At 40.7% G+C, this 17,115-nt stretch carries 10 protein-coding genes and 1 pseudogene; 1 reads left to right on the plus strand and 10 read right to left on the minus strand.

Annotated features, from left to right (window positions below):
- Nucleotides 1-12: 12 nt before the first annotated feature.
- Both A7968_RS06805 and A7968_RS06810 read right to left on the minus strand, forming a co-directional pair.
- A complete protein-coding gene (locus A7968_RS06805; protein ID WP_064665807.1) occupies nt 13-1,851 on the minus strand; it encodes a S8 family serine peptidase in 1,839 nt (612 codons plus the stop codon).
- Nucleotides 1,852-2,077: 226 nt separating this feature from the next.
- A complete protein-coding gene (locus tag A7968_RS06810) occupies nt 2,078-3,253 on the minus strand; it encodes a multidrug effflux MFS transporter (protein WP_064665808.1) in 1,176 nt (391 codons plus the stop codon).
- 159 nt (nt 3,254-3,412) lie between these two features.
- Here A7968_RS06810 and A7968_RS06815 point away from each other — a divergent pair, with 159 nt between their 5' ends.
- A complete protein-coding gene (locus tag A7968_RS06815) occupies nt 3,413-3,886 on the plus strand; it encodes a hotdog fold domain-containing protein (protein ID WP_064665809.1) in 474 nt (157 codons plus the stop codon).
- A gap of 1 nt (nt 3,887) precedes the next feature.
- Here A7968_RS06815 and A7968_RS06820 read toward each other — a convergent pair whose 3' ends face one another.
- The 8 genes and pseudogenes from A7968_RS06820 to A7968_RS06855 form a co-directional block, all read right to left on the minus strand.
- Nucleotides 3,888-4,379, minus strand: coding sequence for a bactofilin family protein (locus A7968_RS06820; protein WP_064665810.1), 492 nt, complete (start codon nt 4,377-4,379; stop codon nt 3,888-3,890).
- On the minus strand, nt 4,369-5,520 hold the full coding sequence (locus A7968_RS06825; RefSeq protein ID WP_064665811.1) for a M23 family metallopeptidase: 1,152 nt from the start codon (nt 5,518-5,520) through the stop codon (nt 4,369-4,371). The genes A7968_RS06820 and A7968_RS06825 overlap by 11 nt, the downstream gene beginning before the upstream one ends.
- 142 nt (nt 5,521-5,662) lie before the next feature.
- Nucleotides 5,663-6,976 (minus strand): fumarylacetoacetase, encoded by a 1,314-nt coding sequence (fahA, locus tag A7968_RS06830; protein ID WP_064665812.1) that lies wholly within the window; start codon nt 6,974-6,976, stop codon nt 5,663-5,665.
- 141 nt (nt 6,977-7,117) lie between these two features.
- Nucleotides 7,118-8,164 (minus strand): 4-hydroxyphenylpyruvate dioxygenase, encoded by a 1,047-nt coding sequence (gene hppD / locus A7968_RS06835; protein WP_064665813.1) that lies wholly within the window; start codon nt 8,162-8,164, stop codon nt 7,118-7,120.
- A 420-nt stretch (nt 8,165-8,584) separates the two neighbouring features.
- Nucleotides 8,585-9,379, minus strand: a pseudogene (locus A7968_RS06840) (bifunctional UDP-sugar hydrolase/5'-nucleotidase); the annotation flags it as partial.
- 213 nt (nt 9,380-9,592) lie between these two features.
- On the minus strand, nt 9,593-11,023 hold the full coding sequence (locus A7968_RS06845; RefSeq protein ID WP_064665815.1) for a peptide MFS transporter: 1,431 nt from the start codon (nt 11,021-11,023) through the stop codon (nt 9,593-9,595).
- 441 nt (nt 11,024-11,464) lie between these two features.
- Complete coding sequence (locus A7968_RS06850) at nt 11,465-12,688, minus strand: DUF642 domain-containing protein (protein WP_064665816.1); 1,224 nt, start codon at nt 12,686-12,688, stop codon at nt 11,465-11,467.
- 313 nt (nt 12,689-13,001) lie between these two features.
- A complete protein-coding gene (locus A7968_RS06855; protein ID WP_064665817.1) occupies nt 13,002-17,114 on the minus strand; it encodes a hypothetical protein in 4,113 nt (1,370 codons plus the stop codon).
- Between the last annotated feature and the right edge of the window lies 1 nt (nt 17,115).

Genomic DNA, 17,115 nt, shown 5'->3' on the forward strand with positions numbered 1-17,115 from the left:
TGGATTAAACAATTAGAAATTAACGGTGCTGTTGTTTGAGCATACGGTTGTGCTTTGTGCTTCACATACTTGATAAGTATAAGAGCCGCCACCTTTTGTAGAAATTGCATCGGTGTAGCTATTAGTATTTGCAACTGTTGATACTTTGCTACCATTACGATAGATATCAACTTGGCTGGTTGTTGCGCCGCTCCAGTTTAAATCAGCAAAACTTGCGCCTTTTGATTTGTAACCTGTTGCACCAAGACTGATATCGTCATTACCTGGTGTAGGCGTGCCACCTCCATTATTACCTGCACAACCGTTGGCACTGAGGTAAGCTTCAGCATCAACTGCTTTAACTATACCGTGACCAAAGTAAACGTCATGCCCAGCAGCACCTTGATCTTGTGCAGTTGCTTTGAGAGCATCGCGGATCTCTGTTCCTGTACACTCAGGGTGTAATGACCATACTAACGCGGCAATACCAGATACAGCAGGTGTAGCCATTGATGTACCGCTCATATAACCATAATCGCTGGTACCAATATTGATACTGATGTTCGTGCTGGCAAGCAACGCACTGCGATCCTCCAATGCAGCGCCTACAGCGGGAATCGTAGTATCGTTCGTTTCACCGAGTGTAGCGTATAACATACCCGCTTCGTTATTAATAATAACCGCGCCCGTGCCACCTGAATTTTCACAGTTGGCTACTTTGTCATAAAATGAGATGTTACCACGGTCAATCATGCATACTTTTCCGGCTGCGCCAGTATCGATGCTTTCTGCTGTGCCCATATAATATGCGCTGGCGGTTGCTTGGCCTGAATTTTCCATTGCAGAGGATGCAAATGATGTGTTGTCTGCTGATAAATCAGCGGCTGTAGCCATACCAGCTGGGTAGGTTGATAACGTATCTACGCCGCCGGCTGTTACTTCAACACAAATCGTTTCGTCAGTTGTTGCCCGTTTACCGCGTCCGCTTGTACAGCTTGGAAATTGTGAAAAATCAGCGATTTGGTTGTCAGCATCATTGGCACCAACCATCATTACAGAAGGGTAGCCCGCAGGGTAAGAACGCACATTATTACCATCATTACCAGCAGCTGCAACGACTAAACCACCAGCTTGAGTAAAGTTTGCAAATGCATTTGACTCGGTACTGTTGGAGCCACCACCGCCCAAGCTCATACTAATAATGTTAGCACCCGCTTGGGAACATAGGTTTGCCGCGTGTGCTAAATCAGATGAATAACCCCAGCCTTCAGCATTAAATACCTTGATAATATGCATGGCGACACCGGGTGCCATACCGACAACACCGACATTGTTATCTGCCGCACCAATTGTGCCTGCGACATGAGTCCCGTGAGGACCGCCATTATCGAACCAATTACCAGTGCCGCTGTTGTTGTCGCCAGTAATATTACCCCAAATAAAATCGGGATTTGAACTGTCTAAGCCTGAGTCAATCACGCAAACTTTCATACCTGCGTTGGCATCAAAGGTCAGTTGATCTGCTTGCGATTGATATACAGCGTACGGTGTAAGTTGTTGCACCATTGCATTGCCGGCGTCATCATTGTAAGTAGACATCGGCACACGTTTTTGATCTTCTTCAATTAGCTTGATATGTGGGTTGTTTAACAGGCCTTTAATGCTTGCTAAATCATGGCCAGTAAATTGTGCGGCAATGAAGCCATTACCATCAACTTTGATATCACCACCGAGTTTTTTAGCGAGTGCTTTCACGACGCCTTTTTTATTGTTATCAACTTGGATGATATAGCGATCGTTCGCTGCTGCAACGCTGCCAGTTGTACACAAACCACTGATGATGAGTGCCAATGCGAGTTTATTCGTGTTCATATTATGTATCCCTAGAATGTTATTTGGTTAACTTTTAGTTAACGAAATTTGACATTAAATTAATATTCACTGCAGTGCAAGGGAAGATTGTCCATAAAAAAGGAATAAAATAATCTTATTATCACTTCTTTATAACTAATGGGTATAAGTGGATGTCTAAGTGGGTAAATAAAATATAATGATTCTCACTACCTAGAAAGTAGTGAGAAAGTGTTACTGTCCTTTTTTATGATATACGATGATTGATAAATGCAAAGTAAGTAAAAGGGACTAGCAAAAGAAAATGCAGGCCAATTAACAAAGGCGTGGTTAAATTGAGAAATTGGGTAATAAAAACCAGTAAGCTAGCACCACTCATTTGCATAACGCCAATGAGTGCTGACGCTGTTCCTGCTTGTCGTGGAAATAAGCTCAATGCTCTGCCTGCGGCTGAGCCTAAGGTTAATGCAAAACCAAAGGCAGCAATAAACATGGGCGCCATTAAAGCCAGTGGCGTTTTATATTGGCTAAGGCTAAGCATCAGCACACCAGATAATACAAGCAGTAATAATCCTACCTTAAGGGCACGCTTTGGTTGACGCTTAATATAAAGCGGCGTGATAAAACTTGCGACAATGCTCAGTACGGCATTGAGAGTAAACCAAAAGGTGAAACTACCTACAGAGCCGCCGAGTTTAGTGATAAGCCAACCAGGAGCGAGTGTTACAAACACTAATATTGCCGACATAGCCACCATGCAAATTAAGCTATTAAAAAGAAATAGTGGGGTGCTAATGATGGGAATAAAGCGCCTTAAATCGAGAATATGGCCATGATATACGCTGTCGGCAGGGCGTGTTTCTTTGAACATCAATAAAGTAACCAATAGGCCCAATAACGCAAAGCCAGCTAAAAACAGGAAATTCATTCGCCAACCAAACTGCAGTGTAAGCCATGCACCTAAAATGGGCGCTAAGGCAGGAATGAAACAAACAATACCGTTTAAGTAGGTGATCATTTGTGCGCTGCGCTCACTACCAAAACGATCCCGTACGATGGCAAAAGCAACCACAAATGTTGCACATGCGCCCAGACCTTGCACTGCACGTGCTAGCAACATAGCGTTAAAATGTGGTGCGTAATAAGCGCCAAGCGAAGCAACGGCATAAAGTATGATACCGCTAAGTGCAACAGGTTTGCGGCCAAACTTATCAGCTAGAGGGCCAGCAATTAATTGCCCCAAGCCAACCGTGAGCATAAAAATAGCAACGGTTTGTTGCACCTGTTTTTCGCCGACTTGAAATTGTTCCGCAATGGTTGGAAACGCAGGTAGGTAAATGTCAATTGCTAATGGGCAAAATATAACCAAAAGGGCGAGAATTAAAATAACACTAAGCTGACTACGGTGATCGGTTGTTGGCATGAAGGCTCCTTTTGCCGCGTATTTTAAGTCTGTAGAAATAAAAAAGAAAGGCCATATGGCCGACCCGCAAGAATATTATCAGTGAGATAAATTAATACACTTCTGCTATCTGGTCTGATGTGTTAATTTTAATGCATATGCCTTTTCATTAAGAAAGTTATGAGTGACAAATCAGTGGTTTTAAAAACATGGTTAAAATTAAAAAATTTACCGCTAGGTAATTGGCTATTTAGCAAAGTAGTGTGCTTTAAAGCACCTTATTTTGGCTCGATGAAACCTACTATTTTGGACGTAAAAGAGGGGTATTGCAGTGCTGTAGTGAAAAACCGCCGCAGTGTGCATAATCATATTGGTACTATTCATGCCATTGCTCAATGTAATTTAGCTGAGTTGTGTGCTGGCGTAATGGTTGATGCAACAGTGCCATATAAAACCCATCGTTGGATACCCAAAGGCATGACCGTGCAGTACTTAGCAAAAGTGGATACCGATGTGACCGCGGTAGCTGAGATTGCTATGCCAAGACAATGGCAAGATAAAGAAGATTTAGTTGTGCCGGTTAAACTTTATAATACCCGCAGTGAACTGGTATTCACTGCTGATATTACGATGTACATTACTAAGAAAAAGTAGTTTACTCTTTTTCTGCGGCTTGTTTATTGAAGAACGACAAGTCGTTATCGCCTTCACTCAATACTGAGCTAAGCTCGGCTTTTGCGTCTGTATTGTGCGTAACTAACTCAACGGTTTCTGCTTCATGACGTTGTTTTAAGTTACCTTCAATAATAGCACCTGCATCAATACTGAGCGTGTCTTGGTAAACATCACCATGTACTTGCGCTGAGCGTTCAATAACCACTTTACTGGCATTGAGTGAGCCAATGATTTTGCCTTTTACAATCACGCTTTCAGCAACTACAGAGCCCTCTACACAGCCCGTGTTACCAATAACTAAGTGATTGACGCGCACATCACCATCAATACGTCCATCAAGTTGTACTTCGCCTTGGCTGACCAAGCTGCCTGTTAAGCGAACATCTTCAGAAATGATCGACGGCGTGTGATTGGTTCTTTTTAATTGTGAATCAGAAGAACTACTTACTGTTGATTTTTTTTTACCGAACACGAGAAAGCGCCTTTGTTATTTTGACAGGATTGACATGTTTGTCGTTAAGTAATACTTCATAGTGTAGGTGAGTACCGGTACTTCTGCCAGTGCTGCCCATTAAGCCAATAACATCATTTTTAGCTACTGTTTGGCCTTTTTTTACGTTGATTTTATTTAAGTGACCAAAGCGCGTTACAAAGCCATTTTTATGTTGTAATTCAATAAAGTTACCATAGCCACCATTACGTCCTGCACGCAGCACAGTACCGTCAGCAGGGGCAAAGATTTCGGTTTTATGCCAACCGGCTAAATCGACACCTTTGTGATAAGCATGGCGATTATTTACAGGGTCTTTACGCAAGCCAAAACTACTCGAAATATAATAATTAGCCGCTGGTAGAGTTTGTGGTAGTTCGCTAAGTAAATTTTCAAGATTATTTAACGCCAGTAGTTTGTCGGCGATCAGTAAAAATTCAGCAGGTATTTTTGATTCGTCAAATAAATCCAGCGGACCACCTTGTGCAGTTTCTGTGATTTCACTATGAAGATGCAGTGCTAATGCGCTATCGAGCCCAGCCCCTTTGAGCATGGTTAAAATATCTTGGTGACGTCGCTCTATTTGTTGTTCAATTTGTAAAAAACTTTGCAAGTAGTGGGCGTCGAGTTGAGCAAAGCGTTGTTCAACTGATAGTACATTGGCTTGAGCGCTATCTGGATTTTTTTCATCAACGAGCGGCTCATGAAAATCACCTTGTTGTTCTTTGGCATCGATATTTTCAATTGTTGCGGCATCTTCAATTGGGTTGCTCATCGACTCAGGTAAAGAGTCGATCATGCTTTGTAATAAAGCTTGTTTTTGTTCTAGTTCAGCAAGCTGTGCTAGTTGTTTATCATTCTGCTGTTGTTGCTGTTTCTTTTGCAGTTGCCACTGTTGTTGTTTTGATAGTTGGCTTTGCTCAATATCGGAGATTTTGTTGGTTTGCGAATAAATTTGTAAGGTAGATACCGTTAACCAGCCTAAAGCAATTAAAACAACCGCTACAGCTGAAACTTGTAACCAAGGTGCTAATATCACATGTTTAACCTCACCATTTTGGCGGATCAACAGCTGTCTAGCTGGGAATAATTTGTGATAAAAAGACTTAATAAATGCTGACATGGCTTATAAATACTTGCTATTAACCGAATCAAGATAGCAATCTGAGCTGAAAAAGCCAGTAAAAAATTGTAATTAATCTCAAAAAAGGAGGCGTTGGTCGCCTCCTTATAAGAAATACATTTAATAAATGTTTACAATTTAGTTACTTAGCAGGAAGAACTGTTCCTTCAACGCTGCCGAAACCGATACGAGCAAAGCCTGCTTTTTCACACCAACCACGCATAATAACGTTGTCGCCATCTTCTAAAAAGCTACGTTGCTCACCATTATTAAGAGTGATTTTCTCTTTACCACCACGAGAAAGTTCGAGTAATGAACCCGCTTCTTCGTGAGTAGGGCCTGATTGTGTACCTGAACCTAGCATATCACCAGGCATAAAGTTACAGCCATTTACAGTATGGTGAGTAACCATTTGCGCAACTGTCCAGTACGAGTGTTTAAAACTTGATTTTGATACTAATGAAGGAGCTGCACCTTGCTCACGCATTTTTGCGGTTTCAATTTGCACGTCCATTTTTATATCAAAGGCGCCCAGCTCACGGTTTTGGCTTGATTCTAGATAATCTAATGGCTGAGGGTCATTTTCATCACGAGTCCATGATGTTCTAAATGGTGCAAGCGCCTCAGTTGTTACAATCCACGGCGAAACCGTTGAAGCAAAGTTTTTCGCAAGGAATGGACCTAATGGTTGGTATTCCCATGCTTGTAAATCACGTGCTGACCAATCATTGAATACACAAAAACCAAATACATGGTTTTCAGCGTTTTCAATAGCAATCGCATCGCCTAACTCGTTACCTTTACCTAAGTAAATACCAAGCTCTAATTCATAATCTAAGCGTTTACATGGACCAAGTGATGGTACTTCTGCATCTGGCGCTTTAGTTTGACCATTTGGGCGGTGGAATGTTTGTCCTGATACATCGATTGATGAAGAGCGACCATGGTAACCAATTGGTACCCATTTGTAGTTAGGCAGCAATGGGTTGTCTGGGCGAAATAGGCTACCCACTGCAGTTGCATGATAGATAGATGTATAAAAGTCAGTATAATCGCCAATACGACATGGCAATGCAAACTCAATGTCTGCTTGGGCAATTAGTGCTTCACTTAGCTTTGCTTGCTCTGTTGCGCCTTCACGCAATGCTTTAGATAGTGCTAAACGTAGCGCTGACCAGTATTGCTGACCAAGGCCCATATATTCATTCAGTGTTGCTTGGCTTGCTGCTGCTACGGCAGTTTGGGCATCGCCTGAGAAAATTGCTAGTTCGTTTACTTTGGCAAGGTCGATAACTTGATCACCAATGGCAACGGCACCGCGAAAAGCTTCGTCAGAATTCTTACGGCGTACTTCTGCAAATGGTAGGTTCTGGATCGGGAAGTCACAATTTGCAACATTCGCTGAGGCAACCCAGCTAGTTAAATTTATATCATGGGTTTCGTTAATTAAACTCATTACATTTCCTTTGGTTTAGTCAGTCGCGCTTTACAGTGGATATGGTGATGAATGGCGCGATTTAAACAGTGAAATTTATAAAATTGGTGAAACGACAAAAAGCAGCGAAATACGCTGCTTTTTAAATCTATACGCGAGTGTTTATAAAACGCCGCGACGCTCTTGGTCACGTTCGATTGATTCAAACAGTGCTTGGAAGTTACCTTCACCAAAACCACCGTCATCAACGCGTTGGATCATCTCGATAAAGATTGGGCCAAATAAGTTTTTCGAGAAAATTTGTAATAAGTAGCAATTTTCACTTTGGCTATCTACTAAGATCTGATGTTCACGGATCTTTTCTTTATCTTCTTTTACCCAAGGTACACGGTCAAAAATGGTGTCGTAGTACTCAGGGATAATATCAAGTGTGGCAATAGTTGATTTGTCTAGCTTATCAAGTGAGCTAACTAAGTCATCCGTTAAGAATGCTAAATGCTGTACGCCTGGACCATTGTATTCACCAAGATATTCGTCGATTTGGTTGTTATCGTTGCCTTTACCTTCATTGATCGGAATCGAGAAGGTGCCACACGGTGATTTAAGTGCGTAAGAAAGCAGGGCTGTTTTTTGCCCTTTGATATCAAAGTAACGAACTTCCGTAAAACCAAATACGTCTTTGTAGAAGTTAGCCCATGTTTCCATAGTGCCTTTGTAAACGTTATTTGTTAAATGGTCGATACGGATAAAGCCTTTATCTGCAACGATATTTTGCTCGCTTAAGTCTTCAAAATCTTGCTCATAAATAGAGCCCTTATCGCCAAATTGCTCGATAAAGTAAATTAAGCTGTCACCGATACCGTAAATAGCTGGGTAAGGTAAGTCTTTGTGGGTTGAATCTGTGGCAGGTTTTGCACCACGTGCTACTGCAGTATCAAATGCCAGTTGTGCATTTTCAACACGCCAGCCCATAGAGCAAATTGCAGGACCATGGCTTTTTGCAAATTCTGCTGAAAAACCATCACGTTCATTATTTAGTAAAAAGTGAATATCGTTTTGGTTGTAGTAAACAATGTCTTTACCTTTAAATGTTTTTAGCTTTGAAAAACCAAAATCGGTAAACACTTTATCCATATAATCTGCATCAGGTGTAGCGTATTCAGTAAACTCGATACCTACCAAACCTAAAGGGTTAGTTACTTCACTCATTATAATTCTCCCGCAATAAACACTGCGTCTTGTTGTGTCTGATGCGCAGATAATTAACCATAACGAGTAAAAGGGGAAGAGCCCGCATCTATTTAGCTAAGCGGCTATTTGTAAATTAAATGGGACGATCATTTGAAAATGATGATGGTAGAGGAGGAGCTTTAGCTGTTAGTCTTCGATAATCAAATTTTAACGGTGTAGGTTGTTACTTAGTTGATTGATATTAATGGTTAATTTGTTTTTATTGCGGATGTAAATTAAGCAAATTAAGGGAGTTTCCTCCCTCAATTAAATGGACGCATTGTAATTAATTGTTTACGCTAGCGCCGCGTTTGTTAAAAAACTTGCTGCGCTGCTCTAACCATAGGTTCGCTTTTATAGCCGGAGCATTTTGGTAATGACGCTCAACAGCCTGATTTAGTGAGCGTGTGCTTGAGTGAGCGTTACCAGTATCCATCGTTGTTGTACTAGGTTTGTATCAAATAAGGCTGCATCAACTTGGTGTAGCTGTTTTGCTGCAAGCGCAGTAATATTCATTATCTGTGCGGTAGTCGGGTAATTCTCTGAAATAGCGATTTCAGTATTGGCATCGGGGGCATATTTACCCATCAAAAAGTCAATTTGTGTTTGCAGTGCTTCATCAAAGGTGTTGATCTGCGTCGTTGCTAACGTAGAATAATTGATATCAGCAACAGTTTTTGTAGTTAGATCAAAGGTTAATTCTAAATCAGTTAGGCCTTGAGCAAAAAAGTTTGGTTGGATCACTAAACTGCCATTATCGAGTTGCTGAAAACTCTCCCCGCCATGGGTGTGGCCGCCAAGCACTAGATCAATACCAGCAATGTTTTGTGCAATTTGCGTATCTGCACCTTCACCTAAATGACTCAACATCACCATGTAGTCGACATCTTGGCTATATTGCTCGACAATATTTTTGGCAATATCTTGCCATTGCCAATTCATTTTAAAGTTAGCGATAAAGTCGGGGATTGGTGCGGTCTCTATGGGTTGAGCAAGTTCATTCCACGGTACAGATGTCATCCCGATAAAACCGACCTTGAGGCAACCGACTTGTACAATCGAGAAATCAACTGCGTTAAAACTTTGCGGATTATCGCCTGTATAACGCGTGTTACTGGCTAACACGATGGCGTTATCATCATTGGCGTAGTCGAGTAATTGCGATGCATAGTCATGATTACCAACTACGCGCACAGCAGACGCAGTATCTTTACGCCGCAGGCATTTAAAAAGCAGAGCAGGAAGCTTACTAAAGAGTTTTTGTGTATTGAAAAAAACACTGCAGTCCGTACAGAGATGCAAATTGACGGCCAGTATAATAACAGTATTTAGGGACGTGATATTAAGGAGTTTGCTTAGAAGTTCTCCACAAGCAAGGCTGCTTGCGGAGAATGGATAAATACTCTGTTACGGTTTTTCAGCGACTATTTCTAGTTCTTCAGCTAAAATATGTTCTTGAGTTTGTGGCTCGTGTTGGCCTTCTGCACCATGCATCCACTTCACAAGCTTGTCGCTTAGTAAGTACATGATCACTGCTGAAAGTACCGCTGTTGCGCCTAAACCAATGAAGATACCTAATGCATTATCAAGCGCTTCTTCACCTTCACCTAAGAATGAACCTACGAAACCAGCAATCTTATTAGCAACGGCTGTACATAGGAACCAAATACCCATAAGCATTGATGCTAAGCGCAGTGGTGCTAATTTACTTACCATAGATAAGCCAATTGGCGATAAGCACAGTTCACCTAAGGTGTGGAATAAGTAGAATAATACTAACCACATCATGCTGATTTGCAGTGTCTCACCTTGACCTTGGGTCATAAGTGCTAAAATCATAGTGATAAAACCAAGTGCTAAAAAGACTAACGCGATGGCAAACTTAACAGGTGAGTTTGGCTCACGTTTATCTAGTTTCAACCAGATAATAGCCACGAGAGGTGCAAAAATGATGATAAAGATAGAGTTTAATGATTGAAACCACGATGCTGGAATTTCAAAATTGAACAACATACGATCAGTATAATCATTGGCGAATAAGTTCATTAAGCCACCGGCTTGCTCAAAACCCATCCAGAAGATAATACTAAATACACTCATTGTGAAAATAACTTTAATGCGGTCTGTTTCAACTTTAGTTAACGGTACTTTTACGTCTGAGTTAGCTTGTGATTGCGCTAATTTAGCTGAAGGAACAACACCAATATCGCCTAAATACTTGTTACTCAAGATGACTTGCATTGCTACAGAGATAAGCATACCAATACCAGCAACGATGAAGCCATATTGCCACCCCATAGACGCTGCAGCAAACCCCGCAACTAATGGACCTAATGCGCCACCTAAGTTTATACCCATGTAGAAGATAGTGAATGCGCCATCACGACGTTGATCACCTTCTTTATATAAGTCGCCAACCATAGTTGAGATATTTGGTTTAAATAAACCATTACCCATACACAGCAAGGCTAGACCAATATAAAATACGTTCTCTTCTTGACCTGCTAACATGCTATGAGGAATACCCATAGTAAAATGGCCTGCAGCCATTAATAAACCACCGATGATAATTGCTTTACGTTGACCAAGTACGTTATCGGCTAACCAACCGCCAAATAATGGGGTGATATAAACGGCCATCGTGAAAGTACCGTAAAGGCTTAGTGCGTCGGCATTACTCCAACCAAAACCGCCTTCTTGAACAATCGCAACGAGATATAATACTAAAATGGCACGCATGCCGTAATAACCAAATCGTTCCCACATTTCTGTGCCGAACAGCAGAAATAATCCTTTAGGATGCCCTAAAAAATCACCTGCTTTAGGTAATGAACTCATATTTACTTCCTAACTCAAAGTTTGTTATAGCGGCCTTATATTTTTTGCTTTGGTCGTTCGTGCTAATTGCACTAATTGAACGGATGGCCATGAATTGTTTTAATGCAGCTAAGGTAATGGTTTGCTTACTAAGTTGTTTACTTAGCGGGTAAGAGTCACACCCTTATCCTAGCTACAATTGCGGCTAAGTATACATACACCTTATGTTCAGGGGAAGTGCTTGCGATAGTTCACTTTACTCTGGTTTTAAAACAGTGACTAATAGTCAGCGTAAGGGACTACGGGGCTACCAGGGAAAATCATTTCGCTATAAATCAGCTTAAAGTAATACCTAAAATATAATTGGGCATAGTTAGGTTCATAAAAGTCAGCGTGATCCAAGCTAAAAAAGCCGAGTAATAATTTACTCGGCTATTCAATAACGCTTATCTAACTGAATGATTAGTTACAGTAGTTACTATCAACGAAGGTTAAATCATTAACATGTGAAGGGCCATCCATTACGAATGTTGCTGCTGCAGTATTTTGATCTAACATGTAAATTTTAGCATTCTCGCCTTTAACGCGTCCTGATACATAGATTGTGCCGTCAGCTGCGATTGCAATACCTGATGCTTGGGCAACATTATGCTCCCCAATTTTAGTTAGCTCCATTGAGCCTTCATCAATTGTATAAAGCGCTTTTCCAGTAAGTACGTATAGTACGTTGTTATCAGCAGAGTAGGCAATATCACCATCAGCAAATGAGTCGCCAGGGAAAGTTAACTTGCCTAATACTGTTTTATCGCCTGTTGCTATATCAAAATCATACATATAGGTTTTGCTTGTTGCACGAAGCTTAGTGCCATCAGCACTCATTACAGAGCGGTAGATAGGGTATGAGTTAGTTGCTGTGACTAAAGCTTGTTGGTTATCAGCAAGGTTGAATGACAGAATTTGCGATTCATTTGTACTTGCATCTAATTGTTCCATCAAGTAAAGCACGCCATTGCTTGACGCAATATTTGACGCTGTATTACTTAAACCTGCAACCGTCGAATAGCTGTTTGTTTGTGTATCAAAATGATAAACAATGCCATCTTCATTTGAACCAAAGTTATTGATGCCGTATAAGCCTGATGCACACTTAGCAGTTACTTTAACGTCATCAATAAAAGCACCTAAGCTATCTGACTTACCGGTACCAACGAACTTAAGTTCTGTTGACGTTGAGCTGGCTTTTACAGGGAAAGTAAACTTCTGCCAACCGCGAGTCGTTGCGTTTAAGTTAGCTAATAACTCACCATTCCAGTAAACATCTGCTTTATTGGTTGTTGAATCACCATCTACACGTGGTGAATAGTAAAAGCTGATTTCGTAGCTGTTACCTACTTCAGTATCAAGTAATTGCATCACACTATAATTAGCCGTTGAATCTAGCTCTATATATTGTGAGCCATGCTGTGCAGTGATCAGGCCTAATTTGTTTGTTTGGATTTCAAACTGGGCATGGTTACTACGTTGCCAACCTGTAATATTGTTAAAAAGCTGCCATTGGCCAGAGTGATGTGTCACTGTTGGAGTATTTTCAAAAGAGCCATTTGTTACTAAGTTTGTTGATGCTGCCGCAAAGCCAGACGCAATTATTAAAGGTAATGTTGCAAGCTTAAAGAATGAATTTTTCATTTATCTCTCCTACCAAAAGGTTTAATTTGTTTTTGTTAACATTTAATTTAACAATTTATGGTACTATTGTACTGTGTTCGTTGCCTTTCGGTCAAATGTTGAACATGACTGTTTTTGCAATAATTGTGGGATTTGTTCTTATTTTAAAAACAACTTATTGGTAAACAGCAACTTGGCTGCTTAATTATTTTTTAAAATAATTTCAATTTATTTTAGTTGAGTTATAACTGCAGAATTGGTGTTAATACATTTGTTTAGGATGGCCTGTAAAGCCTAGTAATTAAGGCTTTACAGGTTCTAGTAGTGATAAAAATCAGCGCTTATCTTTATTTGAAAATGTTAACCACCCTGGTTTTTGATTGCGGTTGAGCTTACCTAAAACACTAATGGCTTTCTCAAGTGTAATACGCTGCGCAGCGATATCTTTATACACTTGGTTGGCAATCTTTTTACGCTTTACTGCGGCACCTGCGTCTAAGAAAGACTCGGCAACTTGAATAGCAAACCGTGCGAGTGGACCTTGTTGCTTACCATCGGCTTGCCCATCGCCATGATGCAAATGTTTATTCAACCGCTCACTAATATGTACTAGTTCGGCTTGACTCAGCTCATTTTGGGCATGGTGCATTTTTTTGATCTCTAATAATGCAGTGTTTAAATAGGCATGTTCAAGATGGCTAAAGCTGTTGATCAATGATAAGCGCGTTAAGGTTTTCTTAAACAGGCTAGCTGAACAGTTGTTATCTAATAAGGTATTAACACTGTCGTGGATTTTTTGCCATTGCTGCCAACTATACACATAACCTAAACCCGCTCCTTTTATATTTTGCATCCCGATAATAACTTGATGGCTGTTCGGTCTAGCGAGTGAAGCCAATTTTAGAGTTAACTGGTCCGGAGTAACTTTAGGGTTGGTGATTAATATGCATTTACTTTTCACTAATTGGAGTAAAATCTTTTCTAGCTGTTGTTGGTTGTTTTGCAGCTCGCCCAATAAAGGTTTAATTTGCTGATAGCTTAAGTAGTGATTAAAAATATCCAGCAAACTTGCTTGTTGCTGTGTATTGAGTGTGCTGGCATGTTCATTTAACCAGCTAGTAAATTGCGCAGTATTTACGAGAGCAGTAAATTCACTTTCAGTGCATTGACGCCCAAGTGCGGCACTTATGATAGTAGTCAGCACATCGGTCGTTTTAATACAGTGCAACTGGGTGCACAACAACTCCAGCTCTTGTAAATCGTCATTAGTAATAATACGCTGGAAACGCTCACTAAATGCCTGCAAGTAATAGCTATAAAAACCATCGACATTGGTACCAATCACAACCATCTTATCAAATGGTAAATCTTCAGCGAGAATATGAGCGAATACCTTTGAGCGTGCCACGCGGTCATTGCGATTATTGATCAAAGCAATTGTTTGCTTATTTGGATCATTGCTAAGGCTGAATAAATCTAACCGTCGCCAATTTTCAATCGTTGCTAAACGTTCATTGGCGGACATACTGTTAACAAACGACATGTTAAAATCGGTAAATGGGGCTGCACTAAAATGCTGTAGCACACCAATGTCAGGTACAATACGCTGCGAGGTTTCTTTAAACACAAAATCTTTGCCTAAACCGATATGGGCCGCCATTTTACACACCAATGCTATGTTATCTGGGTGCTCTTCATAAGGGTAAAGCGCTTTTATATCAGGTGTTATCTGATAGCCTTCCCCCCAATGCGATTGAATTAAGGTACTGTTTTTTTGTACTGCATCCTTATCCAAAATAGGGAACATGGTTTGTTCACTGGTAAAAACCTGACTATTTGGGGCAATAAAGTTAGCCATTTCTTTGGCTACATCAAAGCCTGTTGGCCCTAAAATATCTTCATGATCCGGATAAGCATTCGTAATAGTCGAAAAGTTATCTTGCATCCATTGCCTGAGTATTTTCACGTAACGAGGTGTCAATCCCATACATTCCCAAAGAAATACATCTGCTTTTACATTTTTTGCAAAATGCAGTACATCACTTTGTTCCCAAATACTTGCTTTATCAAATGGCCTAAATAATGGCACTTCAAATTGCTCGCCATTGGAGCGTGCATAAATCAGTGTTGCTTCGCAGCCTGTTGTTTTTGTTATTACTTTAAGTGCAAGACTACTGAACAAAGCGGCTTTGAGACGCTCTGTGCCGGATTTTCCTCGCGTGCCCCAGCCGCCAATGCTAACAGGAATGGCGCGGCGGTCTGTTTTAATGCGCTGACTAACACGAATGTGACGACCCCAAAAGTAAACCATAAAACCAGCCACAAAGAAGATCAACTGACCAATACTATTTTGATAGATGGAGTAAAGATATTCTTTAAAGTTTAGCCAAACACTGACTAGTAACGGCGAAACACTGAGCTTATTAAACAGTTTACTGATGCCAGGCTCTACAGCAAATGCGCAGCCGAGTTGTTCGCCATAGGCTTTAAACTGAAAATTGAAACCGTGCTTGCTAAGGGCTTCTAGATAATTGTTTTGCTCAATCTCATTGCCTTTACGTAGGGCATCTAAACTATCAATATTGATGGTTAACCAAAAGTAGCTCTTTATACGTTGTACTAATGACTTTGGTGGCGTAACTAATAAAATACCATCTGGTGTATAGGTTTTTGCGGGCTGCTTTAAATTATCTTGGCTTAGTACACTGAGTAAAAAGTCAGGCAGTGGTAAATGCGGACGTGCTGAGTATTCATCACTATCGAATAGCGGTTCGCCGGGCACATTAGTGGCACTGATCTCTGCAACAGAACAGCTTGGCACATGCATAAAGGCCGAAGGCTTGCGTGCTTTGCTATGATTGAAGCTTTGCCGTTTGTCAGTACTTGGATTGCGCCATTCATGAAGAAAGCGCCAAGTGCGAAAGGCATAGTGATAACCACTGCGGATCTGCCAAGTTAGTTTGTCTTTACTAACATTGTAACCTTCACTTTGTTGAGCTTTGCGACTTAATAAGCGACCTAGTAGTTCTTCATCCAAGTCATTATTAAACTGCGATATAGTCGCTGTGCTGGGCAATGTTTGCTCTAACTGCGCCATGACATTTTGATGCTGAAATGAAACAAGTTGTTCTCTGGTACGGCTTATAAAGCGACGAATAGCAAGCTGAGGCTCACAGCTTAATCGTTCATTAAGGCAGTTGATATAGGTAATAAATACAGTATCTGGCTCAGTCGTTTCTAGCTGCTGATTAAGCATCATACGAGCACAGAGCTCTAGTGCTAAGCGTTTTATTGCGATACTTTCATCGCCTTTGAGCAGTTGCCACCATAATTCGAATGCAAAGTTATCACGATTAAGGCGAGGGTTACTGAGTTGTTTAACTAAGGTAAAACGTACCGCATCAATAGTTTCTATTTTTAATCGTTCAGTAAGTAGTTGCTGTAAAAAAATTACCGAAAAGTTATTTGCTTGTTCTATAACACTTTGTCTGACACGCGGATAACTGTGTTCGGCTAGCAGCATTAATAGCTTTTCACAAAATTGCGTAAGCTTAGTTTGGCTTATCAAAATTTTTGGTAGGGCTGCTAATATAAATAATCGCTGTTGCTGGTTGAGTTGGCAATTATCTGTTTGATAAATCAACTGCTGCATAAAGGCGCGAATGTAGGTTGGCCGTTGGTGGATCAAAATCTCTAAGATATCTAAACGGGCTAAATGGGGAGTAGTGCTATGCTCTAATGCAAGCACTAAGGTTTCAATTAAATTAGCATTAAGCTCAGGATCACTATTATGGTTATGGATCAGTTGCACTTGGTTTGCGAGCGCACGATATAAGGCATTTCTTACATGCTCGCTCTCAGTTTTTGCTAATAACTGTAAAAAGAAGTTTTCTAAATTAAGAGTTTGCCACGCTTTTGTGATGTTCTTAGCTGATTTTTTTAAATAACGGTTACTTAAATCACCAAGCTTACCAATTAAAAACTTAAGTGTTTGTTCAATATCGGCCACTGCATCTTGGTAGCGGTTGATCACGGCTCCCTCGTCAAACCAACGATTAAAGGCAAGCTTATCTTGGCGCAATTGCTCCGCGTTAGCGCCGAGTTGTTGAGCATAATCTAAAATGTGAAACTCACGTTCAGCGCTTATTTCAGCGTGGCTAAGTCTTTCAATAAATAGCTGATAACTCGCATCTAGCTTTTGTAAACTGTGCTGTTTATTTTCTACTTGATGACGTAAGAATGCGATTGCCTGGCCTAATAGCCAGATATCTTGATCTTCGCCATCGGGCATATTTTGCAGCAACTCCCACTGCGCTAAGTCATCCACTAATTGACGATATTTTTGACGATAGAGATCCAGCCAAAAGTTGGCAATATCAGCAAACAATAAATGCTCTAAGCGGTTTTTTAGCTTACTTTGGATCGTTGCTTTCTTTGCGTTTGCCATA

This window comes from Pseudoalteromonas prydzensis, from assembly GCF_001661495.1.
Taxonomy (GTDB): domain Bacteria; phylum Pseudomonadota; class Gammaproteobacteria; order Enterobacterales; family Alteromonadaceae; genus Pseudoalteromonas; species Pseudoalteromonas prydzensis.

Coding starts and splice junctions, on each gene's coding strand:
- A7968_RS06805 (WP_064665807.1), bottom strand. CDS start 1,851: ATGAACACGAATAAACTCGCATTGGCACTCATCATCAGTGGTTTGTGT.
- A7968_RS06810 (WP_064665808.1), bottom strand. CDS start 3,253: ATGCCAACAACCGATCACCGTAGTCAGCTTAGTGTTATTTTAATTCTC.
- A7968_RS06815 (WP_064665809.1), top strand. CDS start 3,413: ATGAGTGACAAATCAGTGGTTTTAAAAACATGGTTAAAATTAAAAAAT.
- A7968_RS06825 (WP_064665811.1), bottom strand. CDS start 5,520: ATGTCAGCATTTATTAAGTCTTTTTATCACAAATTATTCCCAGCTAGA.
- fahA (WP_064665812.1), bottom strand. CDS start 6,976: ATGAGTTTAATTAACGAAACCCATGATATAAATTTAACTAGCTGGGTT.
- hppD (WP_064665813.1), bottom strand. CDS start 8,164: ATGAGTGAAGTAACTAACCCTTTAGGTTTGGTAGGTATCGAGTTTACT.
- A7968_RS06845 (WP_064665815.1), bottom strand. CDS start 11,023: ATGAGTTCATTACCTAAAGCAGGTGATTTTTTAGGGCATCCTAAAGGA.
- A7968_RS06850 (WP_064665816.1), bottom strand. CDS start 12,688: ATGAAAAATTCATTCTTTAAGCTTGCAACATTACCTTTAATAATTGCG.
- A7968_RS06855 (WP_064665817.1), bottom strand. CDS start 17,114: ATGGCAAACGCAAAGAAAGCAACGATCCAAAGTAAGCTAAAAAACCGC.